Below are 15,191 nucleotides of genomic sequence, written 5' to 3' on the forward strand. Positions count from 1 at the left end.
GGCTTATGCGGCCTTCAGGCGGGAAGGCACCAGTCGTTCGCTGGCGAGGGCGGCGCGCTGTCCTTCGACATCCTGCCCTTCCTCACCCGATTCATGATATTCGGCATCCTCGTTGACGCCCCAGACGTCATAGACGCGCGTGCCGGCCTCGATGTTGCGCACTGTCAGCATCGCCGTCATCATCGCATGATCCTGGTTGTTATAGCGGTGCATGCCGTTGCGGCCGACCAGATGGAGCGTCGGGGCGACGGCTTCCAGCTCTGTGCGCATCGCCAGCACATGGTCGGCATAGGCATCGTCATAGACCGGATAGGCCTTTTCCTGCCGCACCACCGCGCCGCCCACGACATCATCGGGATTGCACAGGCCCAATATAGCCATTTCCTTCTTGGCCAGGTCGATCAGGTCGGCGTCGGCCGACGCCCACAGGCCGTCGCCTTCGAAGCAGAAATATTCCAGGCCCACGCAGGCGACCGATTCATCGGGCACCATTTCGGGCGACCAGCTGCGGAAATTCTGGATGCGGCCGACCTGCACCTTGCTGTCGTGGATATAGATCCAGTTGTCGGGGAACAGATCCTCCGACTTGATCATCAGCGCCACGGTCAGGAAGTCGCGATATTTGAGCTCCATCGCCTCGGGCAGGGTTTCGGGCAGCGGATGGATGCGGGCTGCCAGCTCGCGCATCGGCGCGGACGAAATCACATGGGCGGCGTTGATGATGACGTCGCCGTCCGGGCCGTCCGCCACCACGCGCCAGCGTTCCGTACCCTGGTCCTGCGCCAGCTGCTTCAGGCTGTGCGCCATCAAGATCTGGTTGCCGCCCTCGATCACCCGATCGCGCGCGGCTTCCCACATCATGCCGGGGCCAAGGCGGGGATAGCGGAAGGTTTCGAGCAGCGTCTTGGTCGCCATGCCGTCATTGGGCTTCTTGTTGAGGCCCAGCGAGCGCTTCAGCCCATCGACCACCGCGCCCCAGAGCGACAGGCCCTTGATCCGCTGCGCCGCCCAGTCGGCCGACATCTCGTCGCACGGCATGCCCCAGACCTTCTCGGTATAGGTTTTGAAGAAGATCGAGAACAGCTTGTGGCCGAACGCGTTGACGGTCCAGTCCTGGAAGGAGCGGACATTGCGGTTCGGGAACAGCTTGGCCTTGGCGAAGCTCGCCATGCACAGGGTCGAACGCCAGATGCCCAGATTCCACAGCGCCTCGAACGCACGCAGGGGATAGGAGTAGAATTTCCCCTCATAATAGATGCGGCTCATGCGCGGGCGCTGGATGAAATCGTCCGGCAGGATCTCGTTCCACAGGTCCACCACTTCCTTCGACTTGGAAAAGAAGCGGTGGCCGCCGATGTCGAATCGATAGCCATCCAGCTCGACCGTGCGGCTGATGCCGCCGACATAGACCGGGTCTTTCTCGATGACGGTGACGGAAAAGCCTTTTTTCGTCAGCAGATAGGCGGCGGTCAGGCCGGCCGGGCCTGCCCCGATGATGGCGACGTCCACACTCTGGTCGACACGCGACATGCTCTATATCCCCTGGATGGTCCTTCGTGTCTCGCTGAGTGAAGGAAATCCTCTAAGGAGTGGTTAATCGCCGGTAAGCATGAGCGCGGCGCCGACATGACAAAGGGCCGCCCCGCATGTGCGGAACGGCCCCCTGCAGTCCCCGTGACGGGGAAGGCTGCCCTTGCGGGATGGGTGAAGATCAGCCCTGGCGCTGTGCCAGTGCATTGAGGTCGCTGCGCGCGCCGTCCAGCGCGCTGCCGACACAGTCGCGATAGTCGGGGGTCGCCGGCAGGATCGATCCATTGACCCAGCCGCACACTTCCTTGGCGGCGCGGCTGATGCGATAATCGGCGCGGCGCAGGCCATTGTTGCTGGCCAGGTTCAGGTCGGCCACCGATACGGCGATGGTGCGGGTGGTGAGGCCGGTGGTGCCGTCGACGACGACTTCATTGCTGCTGTTGCCGGCGACAGCCATGCCAGGCAGCGCAAGGGCCAGGGTGGCGGCCATCGCCACCAGCGTCTTCTTGGTCATCCTATTCTCCTGTCGAACATGCTTTTTTTTATGTCGTGCCCAACGCCTGACGTGGGTGCGGGGTCGCCATCCTAAATAGGATTGCCCGGTGACATTGAAAAGAGGCCAATTGCCAAAAAATGGCAGTTTTCTGCGATTTTGCGGGTGCGAACAGGATCGTTTCGCACCCGCATAAACTTTGTCGCGTGGCTGTCCCGAGGCGCGATGTAGCGCGTTGGGAAACAAGCCTTAATGGCGGAAGTGGCGCATGCCGGTGAAGACCATCGCCAGGCCCGCTTCGTCTGCTGCGGCAATGACTTCCTCGTCACGGATCGAGCCGCCCGGCTGGATCACCGCCGTCGCGCCGGCTTCCACCGCCGCCAGCAGGCCGTCGGCGAAGGGGAAGAAGGCGTCGGAGGCGACCGCCGAACCGATGGTGCGCGGTTCGCTCCAGCCTGCCTTTTCAGCCGCGTCCTTGGCCTTCCAGGCGGCGATGCGGGCCGATTCCAGACGGTTCATCTGGCCCGCGCCGACGCCGGCGGTGCTGCCGCCCTTGGCATAGACGATCGCGTTCGACTTCACATGCTTGGCCACGGTCCAGGCGAACAGGCAATCCTTCAGTTCCTGTTCGGTCGGCGCGCGCTTGGTCACGACCTTCAGCGCGTCCAGGTCGACCTTGCCATTGTCGCGGCTCTGGACCAGCAGGCCGCCGGCGATGCTCTTGACCATCAGGCCGGGGCGGGCCGGATCGGGCAGTTCGCCGGTCAGCAGCAGGCGCAGATTCTTCTTCTTGGCGAAGATCGCCTTGGCTTCGTCATCGGCGTCGGGCGCGGCGACGACTTCGGTGAAAATGCCGCTGATCGCCTCGGCGGTCGGGCCGTCGAGCGGGCGGTTGACGGCGATGATACCGCCAAAGGCCGACACGCTGTCGCAGGCGAGCGCGGCTTCATAGGCTTCGATCAGCGTCGCGCCGGTGGCGACGCCGCACGGATTGGCGTGCTTCACGATGACGACGGTCGGCGGGCCGTCGCGGAATTCGCTGACCAGCTCCAGCGCCGCATCGGCGTCGTTATAATTATTGTAGGACAGTTCCTTGCCCTGGATCTGCTTGGCCTGGGCGATGCCATTCGCGGTCGGGCCGTTGGGCAGGTAGAGCGCGGCCGACTGGTGCGGGTTCTCGCCATAGCGCAGCGTGGTGCTGAGCTTGCTCGACAGCGACAGGCTCTCGGGGAAGGCGACGCCCTGGTCGGCAAAGGCGAACCAGCTGGCGATCATCGAATCATAGGCGGCGGTGGCGGCATAGGCCTTGGCCGCCAGCATCCGGCGGAAATCATAGCTGGTGGCGCCGCCCTTTTCGGCCATTTCGGCGATCAGGCGGGCATAGTCGGCCGGATCGGTGACGATCGCGACGCTCTCATGATTCTTCGCGGCCGAACGGACCATCGACGGGCCGCCAATGTCGATATTCTCGATGATCTCGTCGCGGTCGGCGCCCTTGGCCACGGTCGCGGCGAAGGGATAGAGGTTGACGATCACCAGGTCGATCGCGCCGATCTCATGCTCGTCCATCGACGCGACATGCTCGGGGTTGCCCCGTACCGCCAGCAGGCCGCCATGGACCTTGGGGTGCAGCGTCTTGACGCGGCCGTCCATCATTTCGGGGAAGCCGGTCAGCTCGGAAATATCCTTCACGGCCAGGCCCGCCTCGCGCAGCGCCTTGGCGGTGCCGCCGGTCGATACCAGTTCGACGCCATGCTGGCCCAGTGCCTGGCCCAGTTCGATAAGGCCGGTCTTGTCCGATACGGAAAGGAGGGCGCGCTTGATGGTGACGTCGGTGGTCATGGGGATGCTTCCTGCTGTTCGGGATGCCGCTTCAGGCTTGCCGCAGCCCTCTAGTCGCGCGCGGCGCAAAAATACAGTCCTCAAGCGCAGGGAATTTCCCGATCTTGCGGGCCTTTGCCGCTACTGTATTGTGATCGCATAACAGTTGGGGGATCTGACATGCGCTATCTGCTCGCCGCCACCGCCTTGCCCTTGCTCGCCGCCTTTCCGGCGCTGGCGCAAATTCCGACGCCGGAACGGGCAGTTACCGATCCCAAGAGCCTGACCTCGCCGGTCAATCCCGATGCCCGCGCCGTGCCGCTCGCCGATATCGGTGCCTCGCGCAGCCTGTCGAGCGCGGCGTGGAGCGCCGACGGCAAACAGATTTTCGTCGCCACCAACCTCACCGGCCGCACCAATATCTGGCGCACCGACACGGCGGGCAGCTGGCCGATGCAGTTGACCCAGTCGGATGACGCCCAGACCGGCCTCGCCGCCTCCGCCGACGGCCGTTATCTGCTGTTCCAGCAGGATGTCGGCGGCAATGAATATAGCGACATCTATCGCGTGCCGGTGAACGGCGGCGCGGTCGAGAATCTCACCAACACCCCAGACCGGCGCGAAAGCGACCTGCTGGTCGGCCCCAGCGGCGGGCTGGTCGCGCTCGTCACCAAATTGAAGACGCAGGGCCAGTCCGATGTCGCGGTGATGGATGGCGCGGGCAGGGTGCGCGACCTGACGCGGGAGGCCGACCCGCAGTTCAGCTGGTCACCGGTCGCCTGGATCGCGGATGGCAAGGCGCTGATCGCCAACCGCATGCGGATCGATTCCAAGGTCAGCGAGATCTGGCGCATCGACGTCGCCAGTGGCAAGGCGGCGAAATTGCTCGGCAAGGCCGACACCGTCTATGCCGCGACCGATGCGACCGCCGACGGCAAATGGATCGCTGTCTCCACCGATGAAGGTAGCGGCCAGATTCATGGTGGCCTGCTTGAAGCGGCCACCGGCAAATGGCGCTGGCTCAAATCCACGCCCTGGGAACAGGTGCCGGCCAGCTTCACCCGCGATGGCAGGGCGCTCATCTTCCGCATCAACGCCGACGCGCGCAGTAGCCTCTATCGCTTCGACCTGGCGAGCGGCGCCGAAACTCCGCTCGCCATCCCGCCGGGCGTCAATTATCTGGTCGGCAGCGAGCCGCGCTCGCCCGACGGCACCATGCTGATGCTCAATCATTCGGGCGCCGATTCACCGGCCAATCTCTATCTCTATGACCTCGCGGCCGGCACTGCGCGCCCGGCGACCCAGCTCGCCATCGCCAGCCTTCAGCCCGCCGCGCTGCCCAAGTCCGACGTCGTCACCTATAAGAGCTTCGACGGTACGCTCATCAGCGCGATCGTGACCATGCCCGCCAATCTGAAGCGCGACGGCAGCAACCCCGCCATCGTCCTGCCCCATGGCGGCCCCACCGGTCAGGCGCAGGATGGTTACAGCCGCTACGCCACCGCCTTTGCCAGTCGCGGCTACGTCGTGATCCAGCCCAATTTCCGCGGCTCGACCGGCTATGGCAAGGCGTTCCAGGACGGCAATGTCAAGGATCTGGGCGGCGCCGACCTAAAGGACACGGTCGCGGCCAAGCATTTCCTGGTCGACAGCGGCTATGTCGACGCCAAGCGGGTAGGCATATTCGGCGGCAGCTATGGCGGCTTCATGACCCTGATGGCGATCGGCCGGGCGCCCGACGAGTTCGCTGCTGCCGTCCAGTGGTTCGGCATCATCAACTGGCGCACCATGTATCGCGACCAGGATGAGGAGCTGAAGGCCTATCAGCGCAGCCTGCTCGGCACGCCGGAGAGCGATCCGCAGGTCTATGACGCCGCCTCGCCGCTCACCTATATCCGCGCGGCGAAGGCGCCCCTGCTCACCATCCAGGGCGAGAATGACATTCGCGTGCCGCGCGGCCAGGCGCAGGAGGTGCATGACATCCTCAAGGCCAAGGGCAATGTGGTGGAAACGATCTTCTACCCGGCCGAGGGCCATGGCTTCCAGAAGAAGGAGAATCAGCTCGATTCGCTGACCCGCACCGTCGCCTGGTTCGACACTTATCTGAAGCCGTCGTCCGCCAGATAGGGCGCGTGGCGCAGGCCGGCGCCCAGCAGCGCTGGCCACAAGGCCAAAGCGCCCAGCGCTACACCGCTCATCAGCGCCAGGGGCGCGGCGAACAAGGGCATCGCCAGCAATAGCGCCATCCGCCCGCGCAACTGCGCCGTCGCCTGTGGCCACAGCCACAGCGCGGCGAGCAGCACCATGACGCAATCATAGTCGCTGACATAGAGCGACCCTCCCAGCGCGCCCAGCACCAGCAGAGCCTTGGCCCGCGCCGTCGGCCCCTCGCGGTGCCAGACCCGCAGCACCAGCAGGGCGACCGTCAGGCTGGCGATCGCCTGCGCGGTATAGGCCAGCGGGATCGGCGCGCCGCCATGCCGGACCAGCACGAAGATGGACAGCATCCGGTGCCAGGTGCCGTCGCCATGTTCCAGGATCACGCTCTTGAGCAGGCTGCCTTGTTGCACATAGGCGATCCAGGCATCGATCCCGAACAGCGGCAGGGTGATGAGGATCAGCGCCAGCGCCATTCCTATGAACGCGGCCAGCGCCCGATATTGCCGCCCGGCCAGCAAGGCGAGCGGGATCAGCCAGCCCAGTTGGGGCTTCACCACGAACAGGGCGAGGATCATGCCCGCCACCGCCGGCCGCTCGCGCAGCAGGATCAAGCCCCAACCGATTATCGCTGCGGTCCAGCAGCCATTCTGGCCGCCCATTGCATTGATGAACAGCGCCGGCGCCGCCAGCGCGACCAGCAGCCACTGTGCCGGCGCCAGTCGCCGCACCGCCAGCGCGAAGGCGCCCCATCCCAGCAATTGCCAGGCTGCCCAGGCCAGCGGATAGGGCAGCAGGCCGAAGGGGGCGGAGATCAGCCACATTACCGGCGGATAGCTGTAATGATAAAGGTCGATGGGGGCGTTGGCGATCCCGGTCTCGAACGCATGGAAAGCGGCGAGATCATAGATGATGCCGGCCTGTCCCGTCACCGCCAGATGCGCGCCGGACCAGAAATTCAGGAAATCCTCGCCAAAGGGATGGCCGGCGCCATCGGTCATGCCCTGGCGCAGTTGCCGCGCCAGATAGGCCAGGAACAGCAGGCCTGCGACCACGCACCAGATATGCGCAATCCGCCGCAACTGCATGATCGGGATCGCTCCCATCCGGTCATAAAGCCCCGCCATCATGCGGACTGCTTAGGATGAAAGAATGAAGATCGGATTAGGCGCGACTGAAGGGAGAGGGCTAGCGGCCCGGCCGCTGAAAGTGGCCGGGCCTGAGAGCGAGGTCGTTGATTGGTAGCAAACGGGCCTCGGGTCGCTCATCTTGCATGCGCCCTTGTACGCGGGGTTCATAGGAAAAAATGGACATTGCCACGATGGCGCAACATCGCGCCGGTGCGATGCGGGTCAGCCGACCCGCTTGAATAGCCAACCGATGCTGGAGCCGCCCGGCAGTGCCTCGCTCGTCACCACCAGCTGCCTTGTGGGGTGGGGGCGGCCGTCGCCATCGACCCACAGGCTATCCTCGACGCTCAGCACGCCGGCCCCGGTCCGAAACTGCCACAGCGCGCCCAGCTCGATCCGCAGCAGCGCGCCCTGGCTGTCCGCGGTCAGGGTCGGTTCCACGCCGGGCGCCAGATGGAAGCGCAGCTGCACCGGCCGCTTGACCGGCTTCTTACCGCGCGTCGCCGGGGTCAGCATATCCTCGCCGCGTACTTCCTTGCCGTCGCCGCTCATCATCAGCAGGCGGCGGTGGACATAGCCCATGCGGCGGACATAGCCGTCATGGCTCAGCTCTACCCGGCTGCCATTGTCCAGCTCCTGCCGGTTCAGCTCGACCTCGGTCACGCCCTTGCCCAGCGTGCCGTCGGGCATCAGCGCGGTCGAGTTGCTGTCGTCCAGCACCAATGTGCTGTGCGCCGCGGTCGAACGCAGCGCCTGGGCGAGATCACGCGGGATATAGGCGCCTTCCAGCGCCGCGCCGCCGCAATTGATGACCAGCCGCAGCCGCCCGTCGCTGATCTCGATCGCGCCGGTGGAGGCGCAGCCGGCGGCGGCCAGGCGTGCGACCGGCGGCGGCGCCGCATCGATCTGCACGACCGTATTACCGGCGCTGATCCGCTGATAGCCCCAGTCGCGGGCCTGGCGCAGTGGTCGGGTCCGCACCCGGCTGGCCTGCACCAGCGCTTCGACCAGGTCAGGATCGACTGCACCCGCGCCCTGCCAGTTGCCCAGCCCCCCATCGCCATGGGTCAGGCCCAGCAGCGCCGGCACCGCGCGGCTCAGCCCGTCGATCAGGAAGCCGGGCACCTGTTCGCGCCGCACGTCATAGACCGCGACCACCATCGCCAGCAGCATCACGCCTTCCAGCTGCGCTAGCGGCGACCGGGAAATGATGCCGCCATCGCCATGGAAGGCGCTGTCGATCGCGCGCTTCAGGCCCGCTTCGCCGAACAGCTTGCGCGGATTGCCGCCGGGCATCAGCATCGACGCCGCGACGATCCCGCCCCAGGCGACCAGGCGCGGCAGGCCGGGCGCGGCCTTGTCCGCACTCTGGTCCAGATGGCGCGCGGTGCGGGCGATGCAGTTGAGCACCAGCGACCGGTAGACCAGGTCACTCGATGACAGGATCAGTGGCGCATGGGCGGTCCAGAACAGCAGCCGCCAGGCCGCATTGTCTGCGCGCCAGGCCGGATCGCTCGGCGTTTCGGCATGGGCGGCCAGCCATTTGCGCATCAGCGCCTCGGCCACCGGCGCGCCCTGTTCGCGCGTCGCCGCGGTCGACAGGTCGCGCAGCCAGTGGAAACTGTGCAGATAGTCGGTGAAGGCCGGGCCGACCGCCAATTTGCCGAAATCGATCGTATCGATCGCCAGCTTCTGGCCCCGGAACAGGAAATAGCCGGCGCGGATCGCTTGGCCGGCGCGCGGGTCGCCGGGCACGACATCGTCCGGCACCGCCAGCAGCTTGAGCGGATATTTGCCCTTCAGCCGCCGGCTGTGCAGCGGCGTTTTCCAGCTCAGCCGATAGAAATGATTGGCGATCCGCTCGGCCAGCGACAGGCCCTTGTCATCCGCGACGCGGATGAGCCGCTTGCCCTGTTCGATGCCGTCGTCGGCCGGTTCATGACCGGCCTCGACGGCGACAGGGGAGGACTGGCGCCGCTGGTTCGTCACCCGCCCCGCAGCGTCCTGATATTGTCGGCATAGGCGGCCGGGCCGCCACGGAAGGTCGCGGTGCCGGCGACCAGCACGTCGGCGCCCGCCGCGATCGCCTTGGGCGCGGTGTTGATGTCGATGCCGCCATCGACCTGCAGTCGAATGTCGCGGCCGCTCTTCTCGATCATCTTGCGGCACGCCTCGATCTTGCGCAGCTGATTCTCGATGAAGCTCTGGCCGCCGAAACCGGGATTGACGCTCATCACCAGGATCAGGTCGATATCGTCGATCAGATAGTCCAGCATCTTGGCCGGGGTGCCCGGGTTCAGCACCACGCCGGCCTTCACGCCCAGCGACATGATATGCTGCACGGTGCGGTGGATGTGCGGGCCGGCCTCGGGATGGACGGTGATGATGTCGGCGCCGGCCTGGGCGAAGGCGTCGAGATACTGGTCCACCGGCGAGATCATCAGATGGACGTCGAACGGCTTCTTGGTGTGGGGGCGCAGCGCCTTCACCACGGCCGGACCGATGGTGATGTTGGGCACGAAATGCCCGTCCATCACGTCGATATGGATCCAGTCGCAACCAGCTTCGTCGATGGCGCGGACTTCCTCTCCCAGCCGTGCGAAATCGGCGGACAGGATGGACGGAGAGATGAGAATGGGATGGGTCATTTGACCGCTCGCATTAGCCCTCCCTTGGGGCGAGGGCAACGCATGATTTGCGCGGTGCGGCGATGAGTCGCATCAGGGGATGAAGAAGGTCGTCGGTTCCAGTCGGACCGGCGCGCCGACATCCTTCGGCAGCCATTGTTTGACCCCGTGCAGCGCCACCGTTTCGCCGTCCAGCAGCACCGGCGCGGCGATCAGCCGCATCGCGCAATCGCTGCCGTCCGGGCGGCGGATATCGACGTCCAGGGTGAAGCCGCGCTGGTGGCGGATGGCATAGGCGCGCAGCCGCTCCATCGCCTCGCGGCTGTCATGGGCATAGAGCGACACCGACAGCGGCCGGGGCACGATGCTGCCGGGTTCCAGCCCGAAAATGTCATAGACGCCCTTGGTCCAGTTCAGGCTGTTGTCGGTCAGGTTGCAATGCCACAGGCCCAGTCCCCGATCGGCCAGCGCCGCCTCATTCCCCGCAATATCATTATCCAGCACCACCGGCGCGAGATGCTCGCGCAGGTCGTAGAGCGGCCAGCTATGATGCAGGGGCAGAGGTTCGGTCGGACGCAAGGTGGGCCTTTCCAGCGAAGGGCCTCACCTTAAACCCCTCATGGTTAAGCCTTAGTTCCCGATGCGCACGATCCTTGCAACGAAAAAGCCATCCGTGCCGCCCTGTTCCGCCAGCGTGTCGGGCAAGGTACGCAGCCAGCCGTCGGCGGTCGGCACCATGTCGTCGGGCAGTTCGCCCGCCGTTACCGGCTGGGCCGCAAAATCGGGCCGTGCTTCCAGGAAGCGCGCCAATTGTTCTTCGCCCTCGGCGCGTTCCAGCGAGCAGGTGGCGTAGATCAGCGTCCCGCCCGGCTTCACCCAATCGGCAACGCGGGCCAGCAGTTCGCCCTGCAATTCGGCCAGTTCCGCGATCTGGCGCGGGCCGATCCGGTGCAGCACGTCAGGATGGCGGCGATAGATGCCGGTCGCGGTGCATGGGGCATCGAGCAGTAGCGCATCGACCGGCGCATCCGGCGCCCATTGCCGCAGATCCGCCTGCACGACATCGGCCGACAGGCCGGTGCGCGCCAGATTTTCGCTCAGTCGCTCCAGCCTTTTCTTCGACTGGTCGACCGCGGTGACGGCCCAGCCGGCGGCGGCCAGTTGCATCGTCTTGCCGCCTGGCGCGGCGCACAGGTCCAGCACGGTCCGGCCTTCGCCCGCGCCCAGCAGCCGGGCCGGGCAGGAGGCAGCGATATCCTGCACCCACCAGGCACCCTCGGCAAAGCCGGGCAGGTCGGGCACGACCGCCCCCTCGGGCAGGCGGACATGGCCGGGCGCAAAGCTGGTGCCGCCCAGCGCCTCGACCCATTTGCCGGTCTCCGCCGGATCGCGCAGGCTGATGTCGACCGGCGGGCGCACGGCATAGGCATGGGCGGCCGCCAGCGGCATTGCATCGCCCCATTGCCCGGTCCAGCGTTCGGCGACTTCGGCGGGCAGGGTCGGCGGCACGGGCAGGCTCGGCTCGGCGCGGGTCACGGTGCCGAACACGCCATGGACCAGCTTGCGCGGCCCGCCATCGACCAGCGGCAGCGCGGTGGCGATCGCCGCATGGGGCGCCGTGCCCAGCGCAAGCACCTGGATGAGCGCGATGCGCAGCACCATCCGCGCCTTGGCATCGCCGGGCAGGGGCTGTTTGGTCGCGCCGTCGATCAGCGCGTCGAGATCGGGCAAATGGCGCAACGTCTCGGCCACGATGGCATGCACCAGCGCCCGGTCGGCCCGGTCAGCCAGCCCCTGGGTCGCGCCATGCAGCGCGATTTCCAGCGGATCGCCCCGACGCAAGACGGCGTCCAGCAGCTTGAGTGCAGCACGGCGCGCGGGCAGGCCGGGGACATCATCGGCGCGCGGGGCACCGGAACGGGCGTTAGGACGACGGGACATCAGCGGCCCCTACGCGCTTTTGGCCCTGGGGTCATCTTCAAACGAAGCAGACGACCGTGTAGATCGCTGCCGCAACCAGGGTGATGCTGGTGGCGACGCCCACCCACAGCGCCAACCAGTCCGATCGGCGCGGGCGCGGCACCATTCCCTTTGGCACCACCCGCAAGGAAGAGGGGATGCGTTTGCGGCCCAGCGTGGCGATCGCGATGGTGCGACGGCCGATAGCGTGGAACAGGCGCGGCGTATGGCGGGAGAATATATATTCGACGGCAATGTCGACGACCAGCCCAGCCGCCTCGCGCGCCACAAAACCAGCGGCGCGGAAGGCGATCTCGCCCATCTCGTCGACCGGCATCAGCGCCCGTGCGGATCGAGGGCGCTGCGACGCGGCTTGGGCGCTGCCACCGGCGGTGCCACCGGAGAAAGGGCCGATGCCCGCGTGGAAGTCTGCGGCGGCATAGCTATGGGCGGTGGGCTACCGCTCTGGCCCATATCCTGCGCAATTTCCTCCAGCGCGGCGATGCGCTTCTCGGTTGCCGGATGGGTCGAGAAGAGCTCGCTCACATGCACCGGCACGATATAGAGCTGGGCGGCGGCTGGATTGCGCTCGGCCACCGGGTTGGGGATCAGTTCGGCCCGGCCGGAAATCTTGGCGAGGGCGGAAGCGAGCGCGCGCGGATTGCCGCTGATCTCTGCCCCCGCCTGGTCGGCGCCATATTCGCGGGTGCGGCTGATCGCCATCTGCACGATCATTGCGGCAAAGGGGGCGACGATCACCGCCAGCAAGGTCGCGATCATATTGCTATGGCCATTTTCCTCATTGCCGCCACCGCGGAAGAAGAGGCCGAAATTGGCCAGCATCGAAATGGCACCGGCAATGGTCGCCACCATCGTCATGATCAGTGTGTCGCGATTCTTCACATGGCCCAGTTCATGCGCCATCACGCCGGCCACTTCGTCGCGGGTCAGCATGTTGAGCAAACCGGTGGTCGCCGCCACGGCGGCATTGTCGGGATTGCGGCCGGTGGCAAAGGCGTTGGGGGCATCCTGGTCGATCACATAGACGCGCGGCATCGGCAGGCCGGCGCGCTGGCTCAGCGCCTGGACCAGGCTGTAAAATTCGGGCGCGCTGTGCGCATCGACCTCGCGCGCATTGTGCATGGACAGCACGATCCTGTCGGCATTCCAGAAGGTGAACAGGTTCATGCCCGCCGCCACCAGCAGGGCGATCACCGCGCCGCCGCTACCGCCCAGCGTGTAGCCCAGCGCCATGAACAGCGCCGTCAGCGCCGACAACAGCATCACCGTGCGAAAACCACTCACTTGCACATCGCTCCTTTGCGGCCCAGATAGCGGGCCTTGTACTGAATATGGGGTTGCCGCGCGCGCTCCGCAATCGAAAGGCCCGACATGGGACATTTCAACGGCAAGCGCCCGGCGCATGTGAAGGCGCCCGAGCATCTCTCCAAGAGCCCGCCCGTGCCCCAGCCCGATCCGCTCGACCAGCAGCCTGTGCTGGACGAGGAACTGAGCCCGGTCCGCTATGGCGACTGGGAACGCAAGGGCATCGCCATCGATTTCTGATCCGGCGATTTCTGATCGACCACCGCTGAACGCAACTTGTTCGGTTCGCCGACGTTTCAGCACATATCCCGTTGGCCCGTGCCGGGGCAGCGGGCGAGCGCAACCCCTTGCTCTGGCCTTTCCGGTCGGGTCTGCGCAGGTTCAGGGGCATGAGGAGTATGCGGGGCGTGAGCGCGGAATTGGCGCAGGACGACAAGGTGAAGCCGGTTGCGGCCTATGCGCCGGAAGATGCGGCCTTATTGTGCGGTATCGGGCGACTGGTCTGTGCCTGGACGATGCTGGAACAGAGTCTGGAGGCACGGCTGGCCGAATTGCGCGAAACCATGGGCGATGTCCGTACCGTGGGCGCGCGTACGCGGCCGACGATGGCCAAGCTGATGACCGAATTGCGCACCACCGTTGCCATGCGTGACCGCCGCAATGCCGCTGCGTTGACGGAGATTTCGGAGGTGGAGCGCGATCTGCAACGGATCGATCGGTTTCGCGCGCTCATCATCGGCGGTTTTCAGCATCCCGCACCGGATGGTTTCCTCTGTCGCGACCTGCGTAATAATGTCCAGAATATCAGTCTGGACCATTTGAATGATGAAATTGCGGCGCTCGAACAAGTCGCTCAGCGTCTTCTGACGATCTGACAGATAAACACAAGTTACCGTAGCGCTTGACCTTTTCCTTCCGGTTCGCGATCCCCCAGCGAACTGGCGCCCATCGAGAACGGAGTCCCATGTCGAACAAACCGATTCGCAAAGCCGTCTTTCCTGTTGCTGGTCTTGGCACGCGATTTCTGCCCGCGACCAAGTCCGTGCCCAAGGAATTGCTGCCGGTGGTCGATCGTCCGCTGATCCAATATGCGGTGGATGAAGCGCGCGAGGCGGGGATCGAGCAGATGATCTTCGTTACCGGACGCGGCAAGGGTGCGATCGAGGATTATTTCGACATCGCCTTCGAATGCGAGATTACCCAGCGCGAGCGCGGCAAGGATCTGTCGGCGCTCGAAGGCACTCGGCTGGCGCCGGGCGACGCGGTGTTCCTGCGGCAACAGGAGCCGCTCGGCCTTGGCCACGCCATCTGGTGCGCCCGCGACATCGTCGGCGACGAACCCTTCGCCATCATCCTGCCCGACGAGTTCATGAAGGGCGCGCCGGGCAATGGCTGCATGAAGCAGATGGTCGAGGCCTATGAAAAGGTCGGCGGCAACCTCGTCTGCGCGCTCGAAATCCCGATGGACCAGACGCCCAGCTACGGCGTGATCGATCCGGGTGCGCGCGACGGCGCCCTGACCGAGGTGAAGGGCCTGGTGGAAAAGCCCAAGCTCGGCACCGCCCCCTCCAACCTCATCCTGCCCGGCCGCTATATCCTGCAGCCCGACGTCATGACGATCCTGGAAACCCAGGAAAAGGGTGCAGGCGGTGAGATTCAGCTGACCGATGCCATGGCGTCGCTCATCGGCAAGCAGCCCTTCCACGGTGTAACCTTCGATGGTCGCCGTTTCGACTGCGGCTCCAAGGCCGGCTATATCGAGGCGAACCTCGCCCTGGCGCTGGAGCGCGAGGATATCGGCGCCCATATCCGCGACTTTGCGAAGGCTGAACTGGCCAACTGATGCATCGACCAGATGGGGTGGCCACGCGGGCTACCCCATTTGGCGCATCAGGCCAGGCTGGCCGCTTGCGCCAGCAATAGTGCTGCCCCCGACAGCGCGATCGCGCCGCCTAGGGCGAGTTGTAGCGGGTTGACCATCTGCCGGATTGGGACGGCAATTGCGGTTTCAATCTTGCTCATGCGAACTATTATCATGCATGGCCCGCATGAAGTCACGCGCATCCTTCCACTCACACTGATGCAGCGGATCGATTATCATTCGTGATTAAAAGTAACGAATGATCGGAATGGCCGCTCTAAAATCAG

The 15,191-nt window shown here is 65.4% G+C and carries 15 protein-coding genes; 4 read left to right on the top strand and 11 right to left on the bottom strand.

Features of this window, described 5'->3' with window-relative positions:
* Nucleotides 1–3: 3 nt before the first annotated feature.
* From N6H05_RS06620 to purH, 3 genes are all read right to left on the bottom strand, one after another.
* Entirely contained in the window at nt 4–1,530 is a 1,527-nt protein-coding gene (locus N6H05_RS06620) for an NAD(P)/FAD-dependent oxidoreductase (RefSeq protein WP_284113176.1), read from the bottom strand.
* Nucleotides 1,531–1,711: 181 nt separating this feature from the next.
* The gene (locus tag N6H05_RS06625) at nt 1,712–2,044 is read right to left on the bottom strand and encodes a UrcA family protein (protein ID WP_284113177.1); all 333 of its coding nucleotides are present in this window, start codon (nt 2,042–2,044) and stop codon (nt 1,712–1,714) included.
* A gap of 228 nt (nt 2,045–2,272) precedes the next feature.
* Nucleotides 2,273–3,865, bottom strand: a complete 1,593-nt coding sequence (gene purH / locus N6H05_RS06630; protein ID WP_284113178.1) for a bifunctional phosphoribosylaminoimidazolecarboxamide formyltransferase/IMP cyclohydrolase — start codon at nt 3,863–3,865, stop codon at nt 2,273–2,275.
* Between the two features lie 159 nt (nt 3,866–4,024).
* Between purH and N6H05_RS06635 the strand changes: the two genes are divergently transcribed.
* Nucleotides 4,025–5,971 carry a S9 family peptidase gene (locus N6H05_RS06635; protein WP_284113179.1) on the top strand — a complete coding sequence of 649 codons (1,947 nt, stop codon included), beginning with the start codon at nt 4,025–4,027 and terminating at the stop codon, nt 5,969–5,971.
* Here the strand turns inward: N6H05_RS06635 and N6H05_RS06640 are convergent.
* The 7 genes from N6H05_RS06640 to htpX all read right to left on the bottom strand — a co-directional run bounded on the left by N6H05_RS06640 (nt 5,944) and on the right by htpX (nt 13,022).
* Nucleotides 5,944–7,131 carry a glycosyltransferase family 87 protein gene (locus N6H05_RS06640; protein ID WP_284113180.1) on the bottom strand — a complete coding sequence of 396 codons (1,188 nt, stop codon included), beginning with the start codon at nt 7,129–7,131 and terminating at the stop codon, nt 5,944–5,946. The two genes, N6H05_RS06635 and N6H05_RS06640, sit on opposite strands and share 28 nt — an antisense overlap.
* Before the next feature lie 222 nt (nt 7,132–7,353).
* Nucleotides 7,354–9,120, bottom strand: a complete 1,767-nt coding sequence (locus N6H05_RS06645) for a heparinase II/III family protein (RefSeq protein WP_284113181.1) — start codon at nt 9,118–9,120, stop codon at nt 7,354–7,356.
* Nucleotides 9,117–9,779, bottom strand: coding sequence for a ribulose-phosphate 3-epimerase (rpe, locus tag N6H05_RS06650; protein WP_284113182.1), 663 nt, complete (start codon nt 9,777–9,779; stop codon nt 9,117–9,119). Before rpe ends, N6H05_RS06645 begins: the two co-directional genes overlap by 4 nt.
* A 72-nt stretch (nt 9,780–9,851) precedes the next feature.
* Entirely contained in the window at nt 9,852–10,337 is a 486-nt protein-coding gene (locus tag N6H05_RS06655; protein WP_284113184.1) for a diguanylate cyclase, read from the bottom strand.
* A gap of 51 nt (nt 10,338–10,388) precedes the next feature.
* The gene (locus tag N6H05_RS06660) at nt 10,389–11,699 is read right to left on the bottom strand and encodes an RsmB/NOP family class I SAM-dependent RNA methyltransferase (protein ID WP_284113185.1); all 1,311 of its coding nucleotides are present in this window, start codon (nt 11,697–11,699) and stop codon (nt 10,389–10,391) included.
* A gap of 37 nt (nt 11,700–11,736) precedes the next feature.
* A complete protein-coding gene (locus N6H05_RS06665) occupies nt 11,737–12,054 on the bottom strand; it encodes a hypothetical protein (protein ID WP_284113186.1) in 318 nt (105 codons plus the stop codon).
* The gene (gene htpX / locus N6H05_RS06670; protein WP_284113187.1) at nt 12,054–13,022 is read right to left on the bottom strand and encodes a zinc metalloprotease HtpX; all 969 of its coding nucleotides are present in this window, start codon (nt 13,020–13,022) and stop codon (nt 12,054–12,056) included. The genes N6H05_RS06665 and htpX overlap by 1 nt, the downstream gene beginning before the upstream one ends.
* An 87-nt stretch (nt 13,023–13,109) precedes the next feature.
* Between htpX and N6H05_RS06675 the strand changes: the two genes are divergently transcribed.
* The 3 genes from N6H05_RS06675 (at nt 13,110) to N6H05_RS06685 (ending at nt 14,886) form a co-directional block, all read left to right on the top strand.
* Nucleotides 13,110–13,283 carry a DUF1674 domain-containing protein gene (locus N6H05_RS06675; protein WP_284113188.1) on the top strand — a complete coding sequence of 58 codons (174 nt, stop codon included), beginning with the start codon at nt 13,110–13,112 and terminating at the stop codon, nt 13,281–13,283.
* A gap of 158 nt (nt 13,284–13,441) precedes the next feature.
* Nucleotides 13,442–13,918, top strand: coding sequence for a hypothetical protein (locus tag N6H05_RS06680; protein WP_284114185.1), 477 nt, complete (start codon nt 13,442–13,444; stop codon nt 13,916–13,918).
* An 89-nt stretch (nt 13,919–14,007) separates the two neighbouring features.
* Complete coding sequence (locus N6H05_RS06685) at nt 14,008–14,886, top strand: UTP--glucose-1-phosphate uridylyltransferase (protein ID WP_004208866.1); 879 nt, start codon at nt 14,008–14,010, stop codon at nt 14,884–14,886.
* Between the two features lie 47 nt (nt 14,887–14,933).
* Here the strand turns inward: N6H05_RS06685 and N6H05_RS06690 are convergent, their stop codons facing one another.
* Nucleotides 14,934–15,065 carry a hypothetical protein gene (locus N6H05_RS06690; RefSeq protein ID WP_284113189.1) on the bottom strand — a complete coding sequence of 44 codons (132 nt, stop codon included), beginning with the start codon at nt 15,063–15,065 and terminating at the stop codon, nt 14,934–14,936.
* Nucleotides 15,066–15,191 lie beyond the last annotated feature (126 nt).

Origin of the sequence: Sphingobium sp. WTD-1, assembly GCF_030128825.1 — a bacterium.
Taxonomy (GTDB): Bacteria; Pseudomonadota; Alphaproteobacteria; order Sphingomonadales; family Sphingomonadaceae; genus Sphingobium.